Origin of the sequence: Mucisphaera sp., from assembly GCF_965279675.1 — a bacterium.
GTDB lineage: Bacteria > Planctomycetota > Phycisphaerae > Phycisphaerales > Phycisphaeraceae > Mucisphaera.
Genome location: NZ_CBDIIJ010000002.1, coordinates 626037 through 648967, shown reverse-complemented (window position 1 = coordinate 648967; position 22931 = coordinate 626037). Strand labels below are relative to the sequence as shown.

The window sequence follows — 22931 nt, the reverse complement described above, 5'->3', positions numbered from 1 at the left end:
TGCAGAGATGACGCAGAACCTTGGCGGGGCGTAGGTTATCAGATGGCGGGTGGGGTTTGGTCGGCGATGACGAGTCGGGGGTATTCGAGGGTTTGGGAGATGGTGTGGCGGAGTTTGGTGAGGGTTTCGCGGACGGCCTGGTCGTCGCGTTGGAGTTGGATGCGTCCGGTGAGGTTGGTGCGGCCGAGACGGTCGCGGAAGCCGAGGGACTGGTCGCGGAGGAGGAGGTCGGCGTCCCAGACTTCGCCCTGGATGAGGCGCTCGCCGGGCTGGTCGCGGAGGTAGACGTAGCCCGCGCCGGCGTAGAGGCCGAGCTCGCGGGGGCCGGGGGCCGGGCGGTCGGCGAAGACCATCACCTCGATGGCGGTGTTGGTGGCCTGGCGGGAGACGGGGGTGCGGCCGGCGCGGGGGGTCCAGAAGACACGGAGGGTGACAACCCGTTCGGGTTGGGCGGTCGGGCCGGCGATGAGCAGGGCGGTGATGGACTGGTTGTCGTTGAGGGCGTAGATGGCGCGGTCGAAGCCGGCGTCAAGGCGGACGTCGGGGTTGTCGTGGCTGGTGGCGGTGAGGGAGCCGGCTTCGCCGATGCGGAAGAAGCCGCAGCCGGGGAGGAGGAGGGTGAGGGTTAGAAGGATGCAGAAGAGGGGGAATCGCATGAGGGCAGTTTAGCCGGAGAGGTGGAGAGGGAGGCCTGCTAGGCACGCACCTGGAAAGTGTGTGGCACCCGGACAGGGGTCGTGGGGGGGTTACTGGGCGTTTTTGTCGTAATCGGTGGCGGAGAGGAGGTTTTGGAGGTCGTCGGGGTTGTTGGGTTTGAGTTTGATCATCCAGGCGTTGTAGGGGTCTTCGTTGATGAGGGCGGGGTTGTCGATGACCTCGGGGTTGGTTTCGACGATGTCGCCCGGGATGCCGGCGTAGAGGTCGGAGGTGGCTTTGACGGACTCGATCTCGCCGAAGGTGTCGCCGGCGGCGATGGGGCCGGACTCTTTGGTGAATTCGAGGTAGGTCACATCGGCGAGTTCGTCGACGGCGAACTTGGAGAGGCCGATGACGACGAGGTCGCCTTCGGCTTTGTGCCATTCGTGAGTGTCGAGGTAGCGGCGGTCGTCGGGGGAGGGCATGTAGGTTTCCTCGGAGGTTGGGTGAGCGGGCCATGCTAAGGAGGGGGGTGGATGCGGGCAAGAAAAAACCCCGCCAGGTGGCGGGGTCGGGGGGCGATCGGGGTTGGTTTGGTTTAGTAGGCGTCGCCTGACAGAAGGTCCCATTTGTTGTCCGGGTTGCCCACGGGGGTGCTGTTTGAGTAAGCACCGAAAACTTCGATCCAGTCATAAACTGTCACGGCGCTGTTGTTGGTCAGCGTTTGGTTGACCGGGATGGGTTCTGAGCTTGAGTGGCCATCGGCCCAGGCAACATTGACCGCTCCGCTGCCATGGCGAGCATGGACTGTTTCAGAGTTTGCGTTTGTGGCACTTGCAAAAAAGACGCCATAGGTAGGATCGCCTGCGGCTGCGAGGCCAGCGAAATAAGTGTCCGCGGCAAAAATGGTTTCGCCAGCTGCCTGAACATCCGAGATGCGAGACGAGATTTCGTACTCCTTACCCGACGTGCCTCGGCCGCCACCAGGGACCAAATTGTTGATATTTGGTGTGCGACGAAGCGCAGTTAGCCAAGCGATGTTGACACCGTAATCAACGTTACGCCAGCCTTGTTCAATGCTGCCGTTTGTGTCCTTTTCTACGGAAGCATCGCGAATGTTGAAGGAGCCAGCGCCAGTGCTGAATTCTTCGGCTTCCGTAAAGCTTGGGCACTCGTACAACTCTTTACTGGCGTAGCCTCCATTGACGAAGGTCCAAGTCCATGCGTGGCTAGCATTGCCTGTGAGGAAGCCGCCTAGATCGGTGCTGCCCAGCGTGGTCGGCTTCCCAGCTCGCCCGGGCTGCACGGCCATGTCACAGAACCTGACGAAGTATTCAGAGTTGTCGGTGGCATAGGAGTAGCTTGCAATCGACAGCTGCCGTGTACTGCTCAGGCAACTGATATCCCGCGCGGTGGCTCTGGCTGCACCCAGGGCTGGCAGGAGGATGCCGATGAGCAGGGCGATGATGGAGATGACGACGAGGAGTTCGATGAGGGTGAAGGCTCGACGCTTGGGGGCGGCGTGGGGGGTCATCGTGGGCTCTCCGTGCGGGGTGAAGGGATGATGCATAAGACAGTCTTTTAGAAATTATAGATCGATTTTCAGGAGACGCAAGTGTATTTTACCCGGGCTGTGCCGGATTCCCAGCTTCTTTACGGCTGAGAAGTCATCGGGGTTCTGGGGTTGGGGGGAGCATAAGAATTGGAATTTTCGGGTTTTCGGGCCGCCTCGGGGGGTTATTGTGTGTCATGCTGTAGGCAGGGGAGGGGTATAGGTGGGGGCCTCTGTGTTTGTCTACGCGTTTTTTGGCTGGATCTGCCCCCTGCCTGTTCTGAGCTCGAAGGAGTCTGCTGTGACGGATTGGCGTGTTGCTCGTGGTGGTTGGTGTGTGGCGGGGTGTCTGCTGGTGGGGTCGCTCGGGCTGGGGGGCGGGATGGCGGCGGGGGCTCACCCGGTCATCAATTCGAGCATGGCGTATGAGGACTACGCGGGGATCTGGGTGACACGATTTGATTATTCGAGTGAAGCGCAGGTGCGGTCGATCATCGCGGACGCGGCGTCGCTCGGCTTCACGGACATCCAGTTCCAGGTGCGGGGTCAGGGTGATGCGCGGTACGAGAGCAATTTCGAGGTCTGGCCGCAGCAGTCGCCTTACTTCAGCAGCAACCCGGGCTGGGACCCTTTGGCGGTGGCGGTGGACGAGGCGCAGAAGAACGGCGTGAGGCTGCACGCCTGGCTGAACACGATCCCGATGTGGAACGGCAGCAGCGCGCCGGTCAATCCGGATCACCTGTGGAACGCGCATCCCGAGTGGCGGCTCAAGGATTTCAACGGGAACGACCAGCCGCTTTTCAACGGGTATGTGGGGATCAATCCGACGGTCGAGGCGGCGCAGGATCACATCGCGAATGTGGCGGCGGACATCGTCGCGAACTACGACGTCGATGGGATTCATCTCGACTACGTGCGGATGATCAGCGGCGCGGGGAGCACCTACGTGCAGGACCCGGCGTCGCGGGCGCACTTCACGGCGGACACGGGGCTGGCTTTCAGCGGCGGCAGCAGTGCGCATAAGCAGTGGATCGCGGATCACATCACCGAGCTGGTGGTGAAGGTGCGGGATCAGATCAAGGCGATCGATCAGGATCAGATTCTCTCGGCGGCGATCTGGCGTGATTTCAACATCGCGCTCAACAGCCATCAGCAGCACGCCGAGCGGTGGATCGAGGAGGAGATCCTCGACCTGGCGCTGCCGATGACGTACCTGAGCGATCAGTTCGATTATCTGCTGGAGTCGAACGTGCAGATGTACGCGGGGATCGGCGGGAGCACGGCGGTGGTGACGGGGTTGGGGCCGTACCTGCACGGGACTGACACGGCGCTGACGATGAGTCAGATCGAGCGGGCGCGCGACAACGGTTCGCACGGTTTTCAGATTTACGCGTACTCAACCATTCGGAATGCTGGCCCGATGCGGACGGCGATCGCGGATTACCTGGCGAGCCTCGGGCCGGCACCCGAGTTCGGGGTGATCGCCGACTTTGAGGGCGGGGCCGCGCCGTTTGGCGGGGATGCGGAGGATTCGATCTACACCTGGCAGGTGAACAACTCGACGAACATGGCGAGCACGCAGAGCGCGATCGATGGGACGCAATCGCTCCGGCTGGACGTGGATGGCGGGACGCAGGAGGAGGGCGGCTGGGTGGTTGATCTGCTGGCCGATGAGACCGATCCGTTCGCGGCGACGGGTTGGGTCGGTTTCTGGGTCAAGACGGCGTCGGAGAACGCGACGGTCGCGCTGACGGTGAATGATTCGAACGGGTTTGAGGTGAGCGTCGAGCAGGCGCTGACCGGCGATGGGGTCTGGCGGCTGGTGCAGTGGGACCTGGATGATCCGGACAGCTGGTACGCGCAGTCGCCTCGGAGCGGCACCGGCCAGATCGATGGGTCGGAGGCGTCGCTACGGAGCCTGCGGGTGACGGGCGAGGGGGTGTCGTGGCTGTTGTTCGACCGGTTTGCTCACGACCCCGAGGGGATGCTTGATCCCTGGCTGGGGGATTTCAACGGCAACGGCGGGTACTCACTGGTGGACCTGAACATGATCGCGAGCGGCATGGGCACGCCGGACTACGACCTGACCGGCGACGGCACGACGACGGCGGACGACCTGCGGTTCTGGGTGGAGGAGTTGTTCGGCAGCCGGTTGGGGGATACGAATCTGGACGGCTCGGTGGACCTGCTGGACCTGTCCCTGCTGGCGGCGTCGTTCGGGCAGTCGGGCAAGACCTGGGCCAATGGCGATTTCGATGGTAACGGCAGTGTCGATCTGATCGATCTGAGTCTGATGGCGGGTTCGTTCGGCTTCGGGCAGGCGGTGCCCGAGCCGGTGACGGCGCTGGGTCTGGCGGGCGGTCTGGTGCTGATGCGTCGCCGCGGTTGAGCTTGCTGATGTGATGCGGTTAGATGGGATTCGGGACGGAGCAGGACAACGTGGTGGAGCCGATCAAGCATCTTCGGGTGAGGGTTTACGGGACGCAGGGCAGCTGCTCGGTGTTCCCGTCGCTGGCCGAACGCCGGGCCTGGCAGGATGTGTCGGATGCGAGGCTGCTCGAAGCGGTGTTTCGCGATCTGGCCGAGCGCGAGGCCACGGGTGAGCCGGTGACGGTGGAAGCGTTGCTCGGGGGCGAGGTCACGCGCGAGCGATTGCTGGCGTATCGGGCTGGCTTTGGTTTGCGGTCGCCTAGGGTCTACGACGGCTGGACGACGTGCATCCATGCCGAGACGGCGGACGGGCATGACCTGGTGTTCGACGCTGGGTCGGGCTTTCGGAATTGTGCGCGCGACCTCCAGTCGAAGTGGGGCGATCGCGGGGAGCGCGAGCTGCACCTGTTTGGCAGTCATTCGCACAACGATCACACAGCGGGGTTCGATCAGGCGCCGGTCTGTTTCGATGCGCGCAACACGCTGCGGATCTACGGCAACCGGCAGTTTCTGCACGCGCTGGACAGCTACCTTGGGATCTTCTCCCGGCGGGCGACGACGAGTCTTTACGGCGTGCAGACGCCTATTTCCTACAGCGTGATGCCGGCGACGTTCCTTGCAGCGGAGATCACCGGTCTTGAGGCCGGGTCGGAGGTAGAGGCGGACCTGGCGGAGGATGAGCTGCCGCGGACGGCGCGGTATACGGTGGGCGAGCCGATCGAGATCGGCGAGACACGAGTCACGGCCTTCGAGCTTTATCACCCGGCGCCGTGCCTGGGGTATCGGGTGGAGCACGGGACGAAGGTGTTCGTGTTCTGCACAGACCACGAGCTTCGGCATGGTTCGGATCCGGGGGATGTCCGGCAGGTGCGGTCGCTGGCCGCAGAGGAGCGGCTGATGGATCAGGCGGACGGGGCGGACCTGCTCTATCGGGACGGTCAGTATCTGCGCTCGGACTACGACGGGGTGTCGGCGATCGGGTCGTCATCGGCGGTGCCGCGTATGGATTGGGGGCACTCCTGCGTGGAGGACGTGCAGGAGATGGCGGTGCGTTGTGGCGTCGCGCGGACGCTGATCGGGCACCACGATCCGAACCGGGGATGGGCCGAGCGGAACCGGATCGATGAGGGGTTGCTGCGTTGGTGCGCGAATCGGCCGGAGCGTGTGCAGCTCGCACGGGCCGAGATGACCATCCAGTTGTGAGGGTTTGTAGGATGCCGGGGATGAGAGCCTTGTTGTTATGGCTGCTGATGGGTGCGCTTCTGGTGGGTTGCCACGAGGAGGGCGAGCCGGATCCGAGCCGGGGCGGGGCGCTCACGGGTTGGGACCGCGAGGTGGAGCAGCAAGCGGATGGGGGCTTCGTGTCGGTGGAGGAAGGCGAGGTGCTCGTGCTGGCGGGTGAAGACCTGCTCTGGGGGGCGGAGTTGTATCAGGCGAGCTGCGCAGGCTGTCACGGGGCGGACGGCCAAGGTGCGGGCGGGGCTTATCCGTCGCTGGTCGGGACGGAGGTGGTGACGGGCGATCCCGAGCGGTTGATCCGGATGACCCTTCACGGGGTTGGTGTCGGCCCGCAGGCGTTGCCGGCTTCGGGCGATTACGCGGACATCATGCCGGGTGTCGGGTATCTCTCGGATGAAGAGGTGGCGGGGATCGTGAGTTACGTGCGGGCCTCGTGGGGCAATGCGGCGGGGCTGGTGACCGAGGATGAGGTGGCGGTGCAGCGATGAAAGGTAGGGTCTGATGGCAGAGGTGAATCAACGGTTGGCGGCTTGCAGCTGGAGCTTTCAGGCTCAGACGGTGGAAGGCCTGATCGGCTGTCTGCAGGAGGCCGGGCTGGCGCGGACGCAACTGCGGCTCAACGACCTGGATGAGGACGCGGCCTGGCGTGATGCGGGTGCGAAGCTCAAAGCGGCAGGCATCGAGATCGTGTCCGGGATGTTCACGCCCTTGGGCGAGGACTATTCGACGCTTGAGCGGATCCGCGAGACCGGCGGGATCGTGCCGGACGAAACCTGGGCGCACAACGAGAAGCAGTTCGCACGGCTGGTCGGCATCTGCACCGGGCTGGATCTGGACCTGGTCACGTTTCACGCGGGCTTCATCCCGCACGTACCGAGCGATCCGGTGCGGGTGAAGGTTCGGGATAGGCTCAGGGTGCTCGCCGATCTCTGCGGCGGCGCGGGCATCGGCTTGCTGCTGGAGACCGGGCAGGAGACGGCCGAGGACCTGGAGGGATTTCTCGCTGAGCTGGATCACGATGCAGTGGGGGTGAACTTCGATCCGGCCAACATGATCCTGTACGGCAAGGGTGATCCGCTGAAAGCCGTCGAGCTGTTGTTGCCAAGGGTGCGTCAGGTGCACATCAAGGACGCCCTGCCCACCAGGGAGCCCGAGACCTGGGGCAGCGAGGAACGGGTCGGCAGCGGCGCGGTGGACTGGGAGGCGTTTCTGGGGATTCTGGATCGTGGCGGGTATCGAGGGGACCTGGTCATCGAACGGGAAGCGGGCGACGAGCGGGTGGCGGATATCGGCTACGCGGCGGCTTACATCACTGGGCTGTTGAAGGCGTAGGGGTTATGACGGCTGTAGGGACGGGACGTCGATGACTGCGGTGAGTCTGCGCGGGCGGGGTGTTCCGGGCCTGGGATTGGTTCGAAATTCTTCTGTGGTATCGGACCCAGGAGGCGACCATGATCAGGACAGCTGCAGTGGCGACGTGTGCATCCTTGCTGTTGGTGCTCGGGGGCTGCTCGGCCGATTCAGAAGGCCGTTATCGGTTCGACCCCGGACCGTCGGCGCAGCTCTTCTCCAGCAAGCCCGCTGGGCATCTGGGATCGGGGGATGCGCTGGGTGAGCGGCTGTTCTTCCAGCAGCCCGAGGTGGTGGCGACGCTTGAGTTGAGCGGCGAGATTCCGTTCGAGGCATCGGCGAAGTCGGTGGCCTCGAAGGTGCTGGAGGACTACTACGCGGTGGAGCCGATGACTGCGGCCGATCTCCGCGAGGCGTTCCACCCGGGTATCGAGCCGACGCCTTAGGGCCTGAAAGCGGGCGGCGGACAAGTCTTTCGGTCTTATATTATGCTCCGGATTTGGTAAGATGTCGCTACCGCGAGCCACGGGTGTGGCCTGCGGGTGTTGATGAGCGATCCCTTTGAATCAGGAGCCTGCCGGTGTCATCCGCTTTTGAAATGCAGCTGTCGAGCCGAGAGAAGATCCCGACCCGCGTGCTTTCGGAGCCGTCGGAGGTCAATGTCGCGGTGGCGGGGGAGATCGCGGAACTGATCCGATCCCGCGCGGCGGAGGGCAAGACAGCGGTTCTGGGGCTGGCGACGGGTTCGACACCCACGGGTGTCTACGCCGAGCTGGTTCGGATGCATCAGGAAGAGGGGCTGTCGTTCAAGAACGTGGTGACGTTCAACCTCGATGAATACTTCCCGATGCAGCGGAATGAGCTGCAGAGCTATTTCCGCTTCATGCACGAGCATCTGTTCGACCACGTCGACATCGATCCGAAGAACGTGCACATCCCCGATGGCACGCTGACGATCGAGGAGGTGCCTCACTACTGCCAGTCCTACGAGAAGGCGATCGAGGAGGCGGGCGGGATCGACATCCAGCTGCTCGGGATCGGCCGGACCGGGCACATCGGTTTCAACGAGCCGGGTTCGGGCAAGGACAGCCGGACGCGACTGATCTGGCTCGACCGGAAAACGCGTATCGATGCCGCGAGCGACTTCTTCGGCATCGAGAACGTCCCGACCAAAGCCATCACGATGGGGGTCGGAACCATCCTCGCGGCCAAGCGCATCATCATGATGGCTTTCGGCGAAGGTAAGTCGAAGATCTCGGCTGAAGCGATCGAGGGCGAAGTCACACCCGTGGTCGCGGCGTCGTTCCTTCAGGATCATCCGAACGCACAGGTCATGCTCGACAGCGCCGCAGCGGCGAGCCTGACGCGCACCAATCAGCCCTGGCTGGTCGGCCCCTGCGACTGGGATACTAAGCTGATCCGGCGGGCCGTGATCTGGCTGGCACAGCTTCAGGACAAGCCGGTGCTGAAGCTGACGGACGAGGATTACAATGAGTCCGGCCTTCAGGACCTCATCGCCGAGCACGGGCCGGCCTACAACATCAACCGGAACGTGTTTCGTTACCTCCAGGCGACCATCACCGGCTGGCCCGGCGGCAAGCCGTCGAGTGCCCAGCGGCCGGGCGATCAGCGGCGTGCGACGGATGACCTGTTCCCGAAACGGTGTATCGTGTTCTCGCCGCACCCGGATGACGATGTGATCTCGATGGGCGGGACGCTGATCCGTCTCTGCGATCAGGGTCACGAGGTGCACATCGCTTATCAGGTGTCCGGCAACATCGCCGTGTTTGATGAGGACGCGCTCCGTTTCGCAGACTTCGCCGCTGAGTTCAACAAGCTCTTCGGGGTGCAGGATGACAAGGCCGCCCAGATTGAAGCGCACATCGAGGAGTTCCTGCGTAACAAGCAGCCGGGGCAGGTGGACTCGCCGGAGATCCAGAAGCTCAAGGGCCTGATCCGTCGGGGTGAGGCGCGTGCCGGTGGCCGCTACTGCGGGGTGAAGGATGAGCACCTGCACTTCCTCGACATGCCGTTCTACGAGACGGGCACGATCCGGAAGAAGCCGGTGGGTGAAGAAGACATCCAGATCATTGTCGATCTCTTGGAGAAGGTAAGGCCCCATCAGATTTATGCCGCTGGGGATCTCTCCGACCCGCACGGCACGCACCGGGTGTGTCTGATGGCGATTTTCGAGGCCGTGCACCGGGTGAAGGCGCAGTCCTGGTTCAAGGACACCCAGGTCTGGCTGTATCGGGGTGCCTGGCAGGAGTGGGAGCCGGAGCACATCGAGATGGCGGTGCCCATTTCGCCGCAGGAGTTGCTCCGTAAACGGCAGGCAATCTTCAAGCACGAGTCGCAGAAGGACCGGGCCCTCTTCCCTGGCAGCGACCCGCGTGAGTTCTGGCAGCGTGCCGAGGATCGGAACAAGGGTACGGCGAAGCTGTACGACGACCTGGGGCTTGCCGAGTACGAAGCCATCGAGGCGTTTGTGCAGTGGGTCCCGGATAAGACGGGAACAGGTGGCACCGTGGGTTCCGGCAGGGCGGTCACGCTTCAGCACGTAAAGAGCTGAACGCTGGACGTTCTCAGGCATGACGGCGAGCCGGTCCGGCTCGATCGGTTTTTGGTTGAGCGGCTTTCGGTGACGCGCGGTGAAGCCCGGCGAGCGATCACCGCTGGACGCGTGCTGGTTGATGGGCGCGTGGTCGCGAAGAACGCTGAGTTGATTCAGGCCGGGACAGTCGTCGAAGTGGCGGGCCCCGTGGCCTCAGCTTCGCTGCCGGTCCTGCCGGACGACGGCGAGATCGAGATTCTGCATGAGGGAGATGGCTGGCTGGCGATCAACAAACGCGCCGGCCAACCGGTGCACCCCTTGCGCGAGGGAGAGACCGGCACGGTCCTCAACGCGGTGGTCGGGCTCCGGCCGGAGGTCCAGGGCGTGGGCGAGTCGGGCCTGCGATCGGGCATCGTTCACCGGCTGGATGTCGGCACCTCGGGCGTGCTGCTGGTGGCCTGGAAGCAGCAGGCCTGGGAGCTCCTGCGCGAGGCGTTTAAGACCCGAGCGATCGTGAAGCGCTACCTGGCGTTGGTGGAGGGGGCGCTGGAGGGTGAAGGACGGTGGGAGATGGACCTGCGCGTCGCCGGTCACCAGCCGGCCCGAGTGCTGGCGGAGCCGGTTTCCGAGCGACCTCATCGAGAGAGTCGACGTTGTGATCTGGTTTACAGGTCTCTGGAGGTCGGTCGGCACACGACCCGGGTGGAGGTGGACCTGGGGACCGGCTTCCTCCACCAGATCCGGGCGATGATGTCGGCCAAGCGTCATCCTGTGGTCGGAGACAAGTTGTACGGAGCGCGCCTGATGACGCGTGGCCGGCCGATGCTTCATGCAGCGGTGGTCGAGGTGGATGGCGTCCGGATCGAAGCGTCGCTGCCAGCCGACTACCTCGACGTAATGGATCGCCTGGGCTTTGCAACCCGCTAGCGTTGGGCGGTGAGGTAGGCGATGTAGTCGTGTCTGCTGGGGATGGCGTTGGTCGGCCTGAATCGGTTGTCCGCCTCGTTCCTGCCGGCGTGGTAGCGATCACACCAGAGCGTGACTTCCCTGAAGCCTGCTTCTTCGAGCGCCTCGGGGAGTTCGGCCGGGCTCCAGAGCCGCCAGTCGTACCGGAATGCAGATTTCAGGGTGCTGCCATCGTCGAAGCCGAAATGGATCCGGCAGTCGATGCGCTGCGAGGCGTGGTCGAAAGCGCGCTGCTCCCAGTGATAGGTGAAGGGTGGCGTTGGCTCGCCGGTGGCCCAGTGGGCGGGATGTGCGTGCTCTTGTGATTGCGTCTGGATCAACTGGCTGCCGGGCCCGCCGAAAATATCGAGGATCAGGACGCCATCTTTCTGGAGACAGCGCCTCGCGTGGCGGAGGTAGCCGAGCAGCGCGGGTCGCGTATGAAGTTCGCAGATGCTGAAGTTCAGGACAGCGGTAACCTGCGTGCGCGGGGCGCTGAGCTCGTGAACGTCCGCGCAGACGAGGTGCAGATCATCGACGCGCTGGCCGAGGATCCGACCGGCCTCACGCGCAGCCCAGCGTGTGGTCGGGGCGTGGTGGTCGAGGGCGATCGCCTGGCGCTCGGGGTCGGAAGCCACCCAGGCCGTCGCCAGCGCTGCGGTCCCGGCGAAGTCTTCGCGGAGCAGCAACGGATCGTCGAGATGGTGGTGCCGACAGACCTTCTCAATCAGAGCCACCTCGGCCAGCGGGTTCTGCACGGCGGCGGTGTAGAGCGCGAGTCGATGCGGGCGTTTGGCGTTGGCTGGCATACTCAGGCGAAGTGCAGGTGACCGAAGTACTTCGGCTGGTGGAACCACAGTCGCTCGCCGATGGGCGACCAGGTCAGCCAATGCGGGTGAGAGCTCTTGTCAGCGCACTTGTAGAAGTTGGCCGTCCACCTGATGTCAGGCGCCGGCTTGCGCTCTTTCAGAGGTCCGGCGAGGTCCTCGATCACCGACAACGGCAAGGCCAGCGCGGCGTGCCAGGTGATCGGCTCGATGATTTCTTCCTCGATCGGTCCCGACAAAGAGGTCCATCGTTTGATCGCTTCGATGTGTTTCGGATCGACCACCCCCCCCTCGCGGGGCTCTTCCTGCCAGCTGCCCAGCAGAATGGCACCGATGGCGTTCATCTCGAGGTTGATGTAACGGTTGGGGTGGATCTGGAAGAAGAACTCGACGCAGCTGTCCTCATAGACCGGGCTGTTCGGCTCGGTGTTCCGGGCGATCACGTACCGGTCATCGACATCGAAACGCAGATACAGGTGGGTGTCGTCGTACAGCAGCCTCGCGGTCGTTTGGGGATGGTGCTCGGAGCTCTCGGGATGGGCGTGGGCCACTTCGGCGGGCTCGGCGCGGTGCCAGAGGTCGTCGTGCCCTTCGAGCTCGGGGGCTCGCGGGGCTCGTTGGACGGTGTAGGTGGGGCGATCATCCATCGGTGGGCACGTCCTGACTCGGTCTCATGGGAGGCTGCTTCTGCCGGACGCCAAGCGTCCTAATCGGTCCAATTGTTACAGAAGTCACGGCCCATCGCATCTGGCTCAGGGGTTTGGGGTTGCCGGGCTTTCCGGACTCAACCCCGGGCTGGCGCGGTCCGATGCGTCCCTAAGAGGTCCGCCGGAGCGGCGGGCAAAGTGTGATCTGTCCGAGTGCCTGAAGAAGGTGGAGCGAGTGATGAAGCGACGCAACGAGCGAACGGTGGTGCGGAGTCTGACGATGGCGGGTCTGCTCGCCGCTGGGTTGACTCTCGCTGGGTGTTCGTCGACCGGCCAGAAGGGCCTGCCTTTTGGCAGCCTCAGTGCCGGTCCCTCGGAAACAGTGGCGCCGACACCCAAAGCGGCTTCCGAATCGAGCACCAAGCCGATCTCGGATCGTACGGCGTTTGCGCCGGAGGAAGAAGTCGAGAGCCATCTCGACAAGCTCGTCGTGCGCGTGGCCAGCTTCACCGAGTCACAGCCTTCGGGCGTCGCGGTGTCGGAGCACGGCCGTGTGTTCGTCAGCTTCCCCTACTGGTCGAAGCAGCCGGACGTGGCTCTCGCCGAGGTCTTCGCCGACGGCACCCTGCGGCCCTTTCCACGCCTGAGCTGGAATCGCTGGGATGGCGAATCGGGCCCCTCGGCACTGAACAGCCTGGTGTCCGCCGAAGCGATTCTGGTGGACGAACTGAACTACCTCTGGGTCCTCGACTCCGGCAACCCGCAGGCGGGTGATGGCATCATCACCGCCGGGCCGAAGCTCGTCCGGATCGACCTGACCGACAACAGCGTTGCGCAGGTCTTCTACATCGATCACAAGAGGCAGCTCGGCGAGAAGAGCTTCCTCAGTGATTTCCGCGTCGATCTCGAGAAGCGTGTCGCCTACCTGGCCGACGCCGGGTCGGGTGCGATCATCGTTTACGACCTGACACAGCGCTGGGCCGCCAGCCGTCTGCTGGGGGATCCATCGACGGCACCCGTGCCGGGCACGGCGTTCACCGCCGACCGGACCCGGGCCGCAGGCGCCGGCCGCCTGGGTGTCTGGGGCCTCACGCTCACCGAGGATCGCGAGTGGCTCTACTACCAGCCTCTCGGCTCGCGTGAGCTCTACCGCATTGCCACCGATGATCTGCTCAACGCCGACCTGGGTGACGCTCAGCTGACGCACCGCGTCGAGTCGCTTGGCGACCTCGGCACCGCCGTCGACGGCCTCTGGCTGGACGGCGAGGGCCGGCTGTACGCAGCCGGGCTGGAGAACCACGCCATCATCGCCCGTGAGCCTCACGGCCAGGTAGAGACCGTCGTGGCGGGCCCCGAGCTCCAGTGGCCAGACTCGATCGCGATCGGCCCGGACGGCTACCTCTACTTCACAACGTCGATGCGCGACCTCGCGTCGCCTTACAGCACCAAGACCAAACGTACCGAGCCCTATGCCTTGCTGAGAGTTTCGCTCGACAAGGTGCAGGCCGCTGCCAAGGCGAAGCGACGGGCTGATGAGGCCCGCGAACGTGCCGCTGAAGCACGACTGGACGCCGAGCGTGTCCGCCGTGCGGCGCAGCAGACCCTCCGCGAGGCAGAAGCCAAGCGAGCCGCTGCCGAGCGTGCCGCCCAGCGCGTCGAACTCGAGGCCGAGACGGTTTATCAGGCTCACCTGCTACGGTCGCAGGCTTCACGATCCGTCGCCGAAGTGGCCGTCGCCAAGGAGCAGGCCGCTGTGAACGCACAGGCCGCACTCCGTGTCGCCGAGGCTCGCACCGAAGCCGCTCGCGAGGCCACCGACATCGCAGGTCGTCTGATGAAGCTGGCGCAGGCTCGCGCCAGCGAGGCCCTGGCCTTGCGTGAGAAGGCTTACGACGCCGAGGTCGATGTCGCCCTCGCCGAGGCCGAGGCCGAGGCCGCCACCTATGCCCTTCGCGAGGCGGAGTTGGTGTTCCGCGAATCCGAGAAATTGCTGCGTGCCTCCGAAGAGAGCCTCGCATCGCAGGGCCTCAACGCCGTGCGTGCCTGGGCCGCCGCCGAGCAGGCCACCAAGGCCGCGAAGCTCCGCAGCCAGGAGGTCTACAGCGCCGACGCCGCGGAGCAGCTCGCACGCCGGCTGGCCGAGCAGGCGGCTCAGGAAGCCCTCGCGGCCGAGTTCGCCGAAGTGCCCGGCTTCATCCCGCGTGTCGGCACGGCCTCCGTCCCTGTCGACTGACTCGAACAAACGATAACCCATCCATCTCAGAGCGACGGGCATCGGCTCGTCGCTCTTTCTTTAGGCATGCACCGACGCGATGATCGCCTCGACGATCTGGGCCGGTGTCAGGTGCTCGGTCTGAATCGTGAGGTCGGCGACGCGCTGGTAGGTCGGTTCACGCTCAGCCAGAAGCTGGTGCACTTCCTCCGCGGCCGACCAGCTGCCGGTCAGGCTCGGACGGTCGGCACCCGGTCCAGTGTCCGTGGCAATGCGTTCGGCGAGAAGCTCCGCAGGGGCGGCCAGATACACGCAGGTGCCGTCGGCCCAGTCGGTCAGGGCTTGGGTGACTGCGGGCTGGATAGGGGTTCCACCGCCGAAAGCCGCAACGAAGTCGTTGCCCTGAAGGGCTTTGAGAGCGATCTCGGTCTCAACCTGCCGGAAGCGCGCCTCGCCGTACTCCTCGAAGATCTCGCTGACCTCGGCATGGTTGAAACACGCCCGGACGAGCGTGTCGGTGTCGATCAGGCTGAGGCCGAGTTGCTGGGCCAGCGCAGCCGCGACGGTGGACTTGCCGGACCCGCGATAGCCGATGAGCACGATTTTCATGAGACAGATTGTAGAGGCTCGGGGCCTGCACTAGGGTGACAGCATGGATCGGCGAGCCTCAGTGAACAAGCTGATACTGGACCGGACACAGGCACGTCTCAAGCGCGCCGAGCGCGACCTCTCCCTTGGCTTCATGAAGCAGGCCTTCCGGGCCGAGATCGAACGGCCCTGGAAGAAACTCGAGCAGGTCGTCGAGGCCTGGCGGGAGGTGTTGCCCACGCAAGTCGCCGAACGCACACGTCTCCAGGGCCTCGATCGGGGAACGCTCCGCGTCGGCGTGGCCGACAGCGCGACGCTTTACGAACTGGATCGGCTGCTGCGTAGCGGGGCGCAGCGAGAATTGCTCGCACGAGTGAGAGGGGGCGCTGCCGTCGTGCGCAAGATCAAGCTTTCAGTCGATGTCTTGGCCAGTCGGCACGACGCGACGCCCGAGGAAGACCTATGAAGTTCATCTGTGTGCTGGGGTTGATGGTCTGCGTTCTCAGTGGGTGCGCGGCGACCCGCGGCCACAGCGCTGCGCCATCATCAACCGAAACCATGTCGCTGAGCCAACTCGTTTCGTCGGGTCATGACTCGGCGTTGTTCGAGGTGACGCCGGCTCGCGAGGGGATCGTCGAAACCGAGCGCGAAGCCGTACTGACCGAGACCGACCGCCGGGTCGTTCGGCTCGTGGGCTTGTCCGAACAGGTGTGGGAGAGGGATGAACGCGGCTGGCGACTGATGTCGGAAGTCGATGTCAAGGACGAGGTCCAGCTCGTCTACACCCCCGGGATGCTGCTGCTCCCAGACCGTGCAGCCGGCGCGGAGCCCGTGGTGAGCACCGGGGATGTCGTGGTAAGACGACTGGCCGATGGGTCGCTGCGAGCCTCGGGCCAATACGAGACCCGGGTCACGGCAGAACGCTCGGGCGAGGGCGTGACCGTCATCGAGCGTCGATCGATGGGGCTGACGTTGGCTTCTGTCGATGTGGAGGTCTGGAGCGATTATGACGGTCGGGGGCTTTTGCAGGAGCGTGAGTCCCGCGTCACCACGCGTGTCCTCGGTCTCGTGCCGGATGTCGAGGTCAGAGGACTTCGACGTGTGAAGTGAGCCTTCACCGAGGGTTAATCCCCGTCATGCAATTGGCTTAAGGGCTTGGCTGAAGGGATCGATAATCACCTTATGCCCACGCTGGGTTAAGGGTTTCTGAATGAAGTCGATCCGCATCATCTGTCCGAATCTCAAGTGCCGATCGGTGCTCGCCGTGCCCGAATCGGCACGCGGCAAGAAGGTGCGCTGCAAAGCCTGCAACATGCGCGTCGGCGTGCCCGCGCCGCCGGCCCCTTCAGAAACCGATGGCGAGAAGGCGACGGCCAAGGCATAGCCCCGTCGGACAACGAACGACTACAGCAGCCGCGCGACCACGTCATCGCCCAGAAAAAGGCCTTGTTCAGATAGACGCAGGTGAGTCGGGGATTTTTCGAGCAGCCCGATGGCGATCAGTTCATCAATGACCGGGTAGCGCCAGTCTTCAGCAGGCAGCAGGTTCTCAAGCCAGCCCAGCGGGGCTCCCTCGAGCAGACGCAGCCGGAGCATCAGCAGTTCACCGCGCCGCTGAGGCGGGGCCAGCATTTCTTCGTCCGTGATCGGTGGGTGCGGGCTCTGCTCCAGGTAACGCGTGAGATGGGGCTCGTTCTTCCACCGCCGACCATCAACATGGGACGCCGCCGCCGGCCCGATCCCCAGCCAGTTACGGTTCAGCCAGTAGTTGAGGTTGTGCTCGCAGCGCTGTCCCGGCTTTGCCCAGTTGCTTATTTCGTAGTGCTCATAGCCGGCGTCGGCCAGCCTTTTGAGGACAAGTTCGTACATCGCACGCTCGAGGTCCTCATCGATCTGACGGACCCGGCCGAGGCGAAGCTTCTGCGTCAGGGCCGTGTTGGGCTCAAACGTCAGCCCGTAGCAGGCCAGGTGATCCGGGTCGAGGGCGAGCAGCGCATCGAGATCGTGCTCAAGGTCGTCAAGCGTCTGCCCCGGAATCGCGAAGATCAGATCGAGGTTGAGGCGCTTCAGCCCGGCGTCGCGGAAGACTTTTACAGACTTGCCAACGTTCTCGGGATCATGCCAGCGTTCGAGGGCCTTGAGCAGGTGCGGCTGAAACGTCTGGGCACCGATCGAGACACGATCGACCCCGCCCGCCACGAGGGTCTGGGCAAGCTGGGGCGTCACCGTCTCAGGGTTGGCCTCGACGGTCCATTCTTTGAGGATTTGGCGATCCAGCACACGGTCCAGGCCGTAGAGCAAGTGGTCCCACGCCTCGACAGTCAGCAGCGTGGGCGTGCCGCCGCCGACGAAGATGGTCTCGATCCGCAGGCGGTGGCTCTCGGAAACGGCTTCGAACTCCCGCACGATGGCACGAGCCAGCGGGAGGTGCCGGTCGGTCTTGTTCTCTGGCTCGGCGAGGCTGTAGAAATCGCAGTAATGGCACTTATGGAAGCAGAAGGGAACATGCAGGTAGAGCCCGGCGATCTCAGGCCTGTTTTCGGTATGGGGTGAGGGCGTAGGGCTCATGGCGGGTATGATGTCACGTACGGATGCCAGCGTGTGGTGACTTTAGGTATGCAGATCTCACTTCTCATGTTCAAGGCAGATGGCACCAAGCGGGAGTTCCCGCTGGAGCAGGGGCGCGTGTTCGTCGGCCGTGCCAACGGCTGCGGCCTACGGATCCCGCTGGCAAGCATTTCCCGCAAACACTGCGTGTTCGAGGTGGAATCCGACGGGGTGCTGCTCAGAGACCTCGGGTCGAGCAACGGCACCTTCCATAACGGCGAGCGTGTGGATGAGGTGGCCCTGGCCGCCGGCGATCAGGTCGCCGTGGGCCCGGTCGTCTTCCGGGTCCTGTTCGATGGCGCACCGGCCGACCTCGAGCCCGTAATCACGGTCCTGCCCAAAGCAGACTGCGCACGGGTTGAGGGCGACTGATCCAGCCGATGATTGAACCTGCGGTCTAGCCGGTTTTACCGAGCGGTCTCCGCTAGCGACGACGGCTCATCGACAACAGTCCGAGTGCCAGCAGCGACGCCGTCGCCGGCTCTGGGATGTCCTCGGTGATCACGCGGATGTAGTCGCCGGGCGATCCCGCGGTGAAATCGATGCTGACGGTGTTCGTGCCCGAGATGGCCACCAGGTCGCCTCCCTCTAGCCCGAGGAGGCTGGGGCTGGCGTAGGTCGTCCCGATAGCCCCGAGGAAATTGGAGGCGTCCAGGTTGATGTCCTCGAAGATGATCCCGAGGATCGGGTTGTCGAACGTCACCGTCCCGACCACGTTGTTTCTGGACCCTGACGGATCCACAAAAACATAGTGACTGGAAATGATCGTCCCTGCCGGCAGCACCGTCGGTGAGGTGGCCGCGGGAAGGTCCAGCGTCAGCCCGCTCGTCAGCACCTGCTTCTGCTTCTCGTCGAAAGCAAACAGCGTGTCATTGGTGTTCTGGTTGTTGTTGCCGACATTCGTCGGCGGGGAGATCTGCAAAAACGTATCGCCAGGGCCCGCAGTGCCCGAATCAATGGCAGCCCGGGCCGAAGCGGTCAGAGCGAGGGTTCCGGCGAGCGCGAGACACATCTGGCGGGTCATGGGACTTCTCCTGATGGTTCTAGAGTGTTGCCACATCATGCATCAGCAAAGGCAACTCGGCCAGTTAATCTGGGCTGACTTCCCCCGCTGTGGACCCGTCATCCGACGACAGCACGGCGTCCCACCGGGCCTGCTCGTAACAGCCCGCGGCATACGTGCCAAGAACAAGCCCAGCCACGATGGCGATCAGGCGAAAGCGGATGCGTTTGCGACGGCGCATGCCAGCAGCGTAACGGTTCTAAACGACAGGAGCCCCGGAGGAAGGGTCCGGGGCTCCTGAGCTTCGTCAGGTTGATCGGGTCTGGCGCTTACCGCCGACCCTTGCCCCGCGCCCGCCGCTGCTTGCGGTTCAGCGGCGTCGCCTCGGCGTTGCCGGGCTGATCACGCATCTGTGCGGCACGCTCCTTCAGCCGAGCCTCTGTTTCCGCACTCACGGGAGCCGGCTGGGCCTGGCCCTGTGCCGCAGCGGCCATCGCCGGCTGAGCCGTCGGATGCGAGGCCTGCTGAGAGGCATACACGTTCTTCAATTGCACGTTCGGCGTCAGCTTCGCGCGGAAGATCAACTCGGTCACACGGTCGCGGACGCCGGCCTGCATCTCACGGAACTGACGGGCGCCCTCGCGCTTGTACTCGATCCGTGGGTCCTTCTCGGCGTAACCACGCAGACCGATCGAGTCCTTGAGCTGGTCCATGCCGTAGAGGTGATCTTTCCACGCCTGGTCCAGAATCTGCAACAACACGAAGCGCTCCAGCTGCGTCAGCTCCGAACGCAGCGTCTCCCGACAACGCGGGTTGAGGAACTCGGCGATGCTCTCGGCTTTCTCCAGTTCGTCTGGCACGACCTCCACGGCGAACCGCTCACGAACCCACGCGCAGATGCCGGGCAGGTCGCCTTGCCGCTCGGAGACGTTCTCTTCGAGATACGACTCGAGCTTGCCGTCACGCAGCCAGGCCTGAGCCGTATCCATCAGCGTGTCGTAGATCTGCTGGGCCGTCATCTGCCCGATGGACTCATCGGTCCAGTCGAGCCCGTAGCGCTGGTTGGCCCAGTTCAGCAGACGATCAAGCGCCCACCGCTGGTCCTGCAGAGCGCCCTGGTAAACGGCTTCGAGGTGGAACTCGACCGGATAGACGATCTCGCGCTCCGCGTAGGCGTGCTTGGCCTTCTCCAGGATGTGCTCGAGCACATCCTCGGTTTCCTTCTCGAACAGGTTGTCGACCTCCAGCGTGATCTCGAACTTGTTCTTGGCCCACTGAATGAGCTGCTCGTGACCATACTTCGGGTTGAGGTAGACGCTCAGCTCGGTCAGATCACGCTTGTCCACCTGCTCAGCGGCGGCCTCGCGCAGCGTCTCGCGAACGTCGTCGGCCGTCATGCTGTCGATCCGCGAGATCGGCAGATTCACCGAGAACCGGCTCATGGCCCAGGCCGACAAGCCCTTGGCGTCCCACGTCGAAGGGTCGGTCTCGTCGGCGATGTACTCGCCCACCGTCACCGTGATGGTGCTCTCGGATTCGTCGATGGCCCCCTTGCGGATCGCTTCTTCAAGGTCTTTCTGGGAATCGAGATGGATCCGCGCCGGGTCGAGGCTGAACTCCAGATTCTGCCGGCACCACTCGGCGATCTGACCCCGACGATACTCGGGGTCCAGATACAGCCCGATCGCATCGTCGATCGCATCCTCGAAGTACTCGAAGATCAGCTCCCGGATCTCCTGGCCTTCGAGCACGCGCTGACGCAGGTCGTAGAACGTGTTCCGCTGGTGCTCCATCAGCTCGTCGAACTCGAGCAGCTGCTTGCGGATCTGATAGTTGCGCTCCTCGACCTTCCGCTGAGCACGCTCGACGGACTTGGTGACCCACGAGTGCTCGATCGCGTCGCCTTCCTTCATCCCGAGCTTGGAGAGGGCGGCCATCGTCGTCTTCCCGGCGAAGAGCTTCATCAGATCGTCTTCGAGGCTGATGAAGAAACGCGAAGAACCCTTGTCGCCCTGCCGTCCGGCACGACCGCGAAGCTGGTTGTCGATCCGCCGCGCCTCGTGGCGCTCGGTCCCGACGATGTGCAGACCGCCCATGTTCTCGGCGTGATCCCAGATCTCCAGCCGATGCCGCAGCAGGTCGGGCCCGAGATCGAGCTCGGCAAGACAGCCCTCGGCGTCCAGACGATTGACCTGCTTCTCCTCGAGAGGCGTGTACTGAAGACACCAGTGGCGGAGCAACTGCAGCTTCAATTCGTCATCCGGGAGTTCTTCAACGTCCCGCTTCTTCAGCCCCAGCTCGGTCGCCGCGAGGTGCCGGTAAGCCAGACGGATCAGCTCATCGTCCGACATGTCCGATTGAGCCTGCTTCGGAAGCAGGTTGCGCTTCTTCCAGTGCTGGATCAGGTCTTCCCGGGGAATCGGCCGGAGCTTGATGTCCGTCCCTCGCCCGGCCATGTTGGTCGCGATCATTACGGCACCGAGCGTGCCCGCCGACTCCACAATGTGCGCCTCGCGCTCGTGCTGCTTGGCGTTGAGCACCTCGTGCTTGATCCCGTGTCGCTGCGTCAGCAGCTTCGACAGCATCTCCGACTTCTCAACCGAGGTCGTGCCCACCAGCACCGGCCGCCCGGTGTCGTGCACGCGCTTGATCTCATCGAGGATCGCTTCCCACTTGTCCTTCGCTGAGAGGAAGATCAGGTCCTCCCGATCCTTTCGCGCGATCGGCCGGTTGGTCGGAATGCAGACCACTTCGAGCTCGTAGATCTCACGGAACTCGGTCGCCTCGGTGATCGCCGTACCGGTCATCCCCGCCAGCCGGTTGTAGAGCTTGAAGAAGTTCTGCAGCGTCACCGTCGCCATCGTCTGCGTTTCCTGCTTGACCGTCACGCCTTCCTTGGTCTCGACCGCCTGATGCAGCCCGTCCGACCACTGCCGGCCGACCATCAGACGACCCGTGAACTCATCGACGATCACCACATCGCTGCCCTGGACGACATACTCCTTGTCACGCTCGTAGATGACGTGCGCCCGCAGCGCGTTCTCCAGCAGATGCGGCAGGTCCATGTTGTTGCCGACATAGAACGAACCGATGTTCGCCTGCTTCTGCGCTTCCTCGGTCCCCTCGTGGGTGAGGTAAACCGCTTTGCGCTCACGGTTCACCTCGAAGTACTGCGTGTGCTGATCGCGCTCGGCCTCCAGAATCGGGATCTGCTTCGACAGCTCCTTCATCTCGTTCTTCATCTCCGCCGCCTTGGTCTTGTCCCGGCTGTTGCGGATATCACCCTCGTACCCCTTCACCCGCTTCATCGCCTCCTGAACCTTGTCATCCGCCGCGGTCCATTCCTTCTGGCAGGCAATCAGATGCCGCGCGAGTTGATCGGCCAGCGCATATCGCGGCTGCTGGTCGTGCGCAGGACCCGAGATAATCAGCGGCGTCCGCGCCTCATCGATCAGAATCGAGTCCACCTCGTCCACGATGCAGAAGTCGCGACGCTTCTGCACCTGCTCCTGCGTCGACATCTTCATGTTGTCACGCAGGTAATCAAAACCGAACTCGGAGTTGGTCCCGTAAACCACATCACACTGGTAAGCCTGCGCCTTCACCGGCGGGGGCATCATGTGCTGCGGGTGAATCGCACCCACCGATAGCCCCAGCCGGTAATAAAACGGAAACACCCAGTCGCGGTCACGCTGAACCAGGTAATCGTTGACCGTGATGACGTGGCACCGAAGCCCCTCGATACACGCCGCGTAGCAGGCAAGCGGCGCGACGATGGTTTTGCCCTCACCGGTTTTCATCTCAGCAACCCGACCCTCAGACAGCACAATGCCGCCGATGATCTGAACGTCGAACGGCCGAGCCCGGAAAGGCGGCCGCGACTCGGGATAGAGCTCTCGCACGGCGTTGTAGTACTCGTTGGGCACATCCACCTGTAGATACCCCGGTGCCGGGTCGCCGCCCAGCACCGGATCGGGCTCGAGGGCCGAAGCCTTCTCCACCAGCTCGCGGTGCAGGGCCTGCAGGTGCTCAGGAAGCCTCGATGCGTCAAACCCGGCTTCGGGATCCAGCGTCTTACGCAGACCCACCGCCCGGTCCATTGCCTCGCGAGCAACAGCCATCACCTCGGGCAGAAAACTGCTCAGCGGCGTGCCGTCCTTGACCCGCTGACGGAACTCTGCGGTCTTGTCACGGAGCTGGTCGTCCGTGAGCTGCCGGACCGCCTCCTCGTGGGTGTTGACCTGTTCGACCCTGCGGTGGTAGCTCTTGACCATGCGCTCGTTGCGCGATCCGAAGAGTTTGCTGAAGACCTTGCTGACGGCCTTGGTGACCATGTGTGAC

Annotated in this window: 22 protein-coding genes; 12 read left to right on the top strand and 10 right to left on the bottom strand. The window is 63.9% G+C overall.

Annotation, left to right across the window (positions count from 1 at the left end; translation table 11 throughout):
- Positions 1–38: 38 nt before the first annotated feature.
- The 3 genes from ACQZAB_RS02890 to ACQZAB_RS02880 all read right to left on the bottom strand — a co-directional run bounded on the left by ACQZAB_RS02890 (position 39) and on the right by ACQZAB_RS02880 (position 2170).
- The gene (locus ACQZAB_RS02890; RefSeq protein ID WP_428386917.1) at positions 39–656 is read right to left on the bottom strand and encodes a hypothetical protein; all 618 of its coding nucleotides are present in this window, start codon (positions 654–656) and stop codon (positions 39–41) included.
- A gap of 90 nt (positions 657–746) precedes the next feature.
- On the bottom strand, positions 747–1121 hold the full coding sequence (gcvH, locus tag ACQZAB_RS02885) for a glycine cleavage system protein GcvH (RefSeq protein WP_428386915.1): 375 nt from the start codon (positions 1119–1121) through the stop codon (positions 747–749).
- 113 nt (positions 1122–1234) lie between these two features.
- Positions 1235–2170, bottom strand: a complete 936-nt coding sequence (locus tag ACQZAB_RS02880; protein WP_428386913.1) for a type II secretion system protein — start codon at positions 2168–2170, stop codon at positions 1235–1237.
- A 319-nt stretch (positions 2171–2489) separates the two neighbouring features.
- On the opposite strand from ACQZAB_RS02880, the gene ACQZAB_RS02875 reads away from it, so the two are divergent.
- The 7 genes from ACQZAB_RS02875 (at position 2490) to ACQZAB_RS02845 (ending at position 10688) form a co-directional block, all read left to right on the top strand.
- On the top strand, positions 2490–4577 hold the full coding sequence (locus ACQZAB_RS02875) for a glycoside hydrolase family 10 protein (protein ID WP_428386911.1): 2088 nt from the start codon (positions 2490–2492) through the stop codon (positions 4575–4577).
- Between the two features lie 23 nt (positions 4578–4600).
- On the top strand, positions 4601–5821 hold the full coding sequence (locus ACQZAB_RS02870; RefSeq protein WP_428386909.1) for an MBL fold metallo-hydrolase: 1221 nt from the start codon (positions 4601–4603) through the stop codon (positions 5819–5821).
- A gap of 20 nt (positions 5822–5841) precedes the next feature.
- Positions 5842–6345, top strand: a complete 504-nt coding sequence (locus tag ACQZAB_RS02865) for a c-type cytochrome (protein ID WP_428386907.1) — start codon at positions 5842–5844, stop codon at positions 6343–6345.
- 13 nt (positions 6346–6358) lie between these two features.
- Entirely contained in the window at positions 6359–7189 is an 831-nt protein-coding gene (locus ACQZAB_RS02860) for a sugar phosphate isomerase/epimerase family protein (RefSeq protein ID WP_428386905.1), read from the top strand.
- Positions 7190–7308: 119 nt separating this feature from the next.
- Complete coding sequence (locus ACQZAB_RS02855) at positions 7309–7653, top strand: hypothetical protein (protein WP_428386904.1); 345 nt, start codon at positions 7309–7311, stop codon at positions 7651–7653.
- A gap of 152 nt (positions 7654–7805) precedes the next feature.
- Complete coding sequence (gene nagB, locus ACQZAB_RS02850; protein WP_428390126.1) at positions 7806–9779, top strand: glucosamine-6-phosphate deaminase; 1974 nt, start codon at positions 7806–7808, stop codon at positions 9777–9779.
- A gap of 3 nt (positions 9780–9782) precedes the next feature.
- On the top strand, positions 9783–10688 hold the full coding sequence (locus ACQZAB_RS02845; RefSeq protein WP_428390125.1) for a pseudouridine synthase: 906 nt from the start codon (positions 9783–9785) through the stop codon (positions 10686–10688).
- Here the strand turns inward: ACQZAB_RS02845 and ACQZAB_RS02840 are convergent.
- Together ACQZAB_RS02840 and ACQZAB_RS02835 are read right to left on the bottom strand one after the other, a co-directional pair.
- Positions 10685–11515, bottom strand: coding sequence for a class I SAM-dependent methyltransferase (locus tag ACQZAB_RS02840; protein WP_428386903.1), 831 nt, complete (start codon positions 11513–11515; stop codon positions 10685–10687). The genes ACQZAB_RS02845 and ACQZAB_RS02840 overlap by 4 nt on opposite strands.
- 2 nt (positions 11516–11517) lie before the next feature.
- Positions 11518–12180, bottom strand: a complete 663-nt coding sequence (locus ACQZAB_RS02835) for a carbohydrate-binding family 9-like protein (protein WP_428386902.1) — start codon at positions 12178–12180, stop codon at positions 11518–11520.
- A gap of 238 nt (positions 12181–12418) precedes the next feature.
- Between ACQZAB_RS02835 and ACQZAB_RS02830 the strand changes: the two genes are divergently transcribed.
- A complete protein-coding gene (locus ACQZAB_RS02830) occupies positions 12419–14413 on the top strand; it encodes an L-dopachrome tautomerase-related protein (protein ID WP_428386901.1) in 1995 nt (664 codons plus the stop codon).
- A 60-nt stretch (positions 14414–14473) separates the two neighbouring features.
- On the opposite strand, the gene ACQZAB_RS02825 is transcribed toward ACQZAB_RS02830, so the two are convergent.
- Positions 14474–15001, bottom strand: a complete 528-nt coding sequence (locus ACQZAB_RS02825) for a shikimate kinase (RefSeq protein WP_428386900.1) — start codon at positions 14999–15001, stop codon at positions 14474–14476.
- Between the two features lie 61 nt (positions 15002–15062).
- On the opposite strand from ACQZAB_RS02825, the gene ACQZAB_RS02820 reads away from it, so the two are divergent.
- From ACQZAB_RS02820 to ACQZAB_RS02810, 3 genes are all read left to right on the top strand, one after another.
- Positions 15063–15446, top strand: a complete 384-nt coding sequence (locus tag ACQZAB_RS02820; RefSeq protein ID WP_428386898.1) for a DciA family protein — start codon at positions 15063–15065, stop codon at positions 15444–15446.
- Positions 15443–16090 carry a hypothetical protein gene (locus tag ACQZAB_RS02815; RefSeq protein ID WP_428386896.1) on the top strand — a complete coding sequence of 216 codons (648 nt, stop codon included), beginning with the start codon at positions 15443–15445 and terminating at the stop codon, positions 16088–16090. The genes ACQZAB_RS02820 and ACQZAB_RS02815 overlap by 4 nt, the downstream gene beginning before the upstream one ends.
- 100 nt (positions 16091–16190) lie before the next feature.
- Positions 16191–16364: a hypothetical protein gene (locus ACQZAB_RS02810; RefSeq protein ID WP_428386894.1), complete on the top strand. Its 174-nt coding sequence runs from the start codon at positions 16191–16193 to the stop codon at positions 16362–16364.
- A gap of 20 nt (positions 16365–16384) precedes the next feature.
- Here ACQZAB_RS02810 and hemW read toward each other — a convergent pair whose 3' ends face one another.
- Positions 16385–17548 (bottom strand): radical SAM family heme chaperone HemW, encoded by a 1164-nt coding sequence (gene hemW, locus ACQZAB_RS02805; protein WP_428386892.1) that lies wholly within the window; start codon positions 17546–17548, stop codon positions 16385–16387.
- 48 nt (positions 17549–17596) lie between these two features.
- Between hemW and ACQZAB_RS02800 the strand changes: the two genes are divergently transcribed.
- Positions 17597–17959, top strand: coding sequence for an FHA domain-containing protein (locus tag ACQZAB_RS02800; RefSeq protein ID WP_428386890.1), 363 nt, complete (start codon positions 17597–17599; stop codon positions 17957–17959).
- A 52-nt stretch (positions 17960–18011) separates the two neighbouring features.
- On the opposite strand, the gene ACQZAB_RS02795 is transcribed toward ACQZAB_RS02800, so the two are convergent.
- The 3 genes from ACQZAB_RS02795 to secA form a co-directional block, all read right to left on the bottom strand.
- Entirely contained in the window at positions 18012–18611 is a 600-nt protein-coding gene (locus tag ACQZAB_RS02795) for a hypothetical protein (RefSeq protein WP_428386888.1), read from the bottom strand.
- A 64-nt stretch (positions 18612–18675) separates the two neighbouring features.
- On the bottom strand, positions 18676–18831 hold the full coding sequence (locus tag ACQZAB_RS02790) for a hypothetical protein (RefSeq protein WP_428386886.1): 156 nt from the start codon (positions 18829–18831) through the stop codon (positions 18676–18678).
- Positions 18832–18919: 88 nt separating this feature from the next.
- A complete protein-coding gene (secA, locus tag ACQZAB_RS02785; protein WP_428386884.1) occupies positions 18920–22924 on the bottom strand; it encodes a preprotein translocase subunit SecA in 4005 nt (1334 codons plus the stop codon).
- Between the last annotated feature and the right edge of the window lie 7 nt (positions 22925–22931).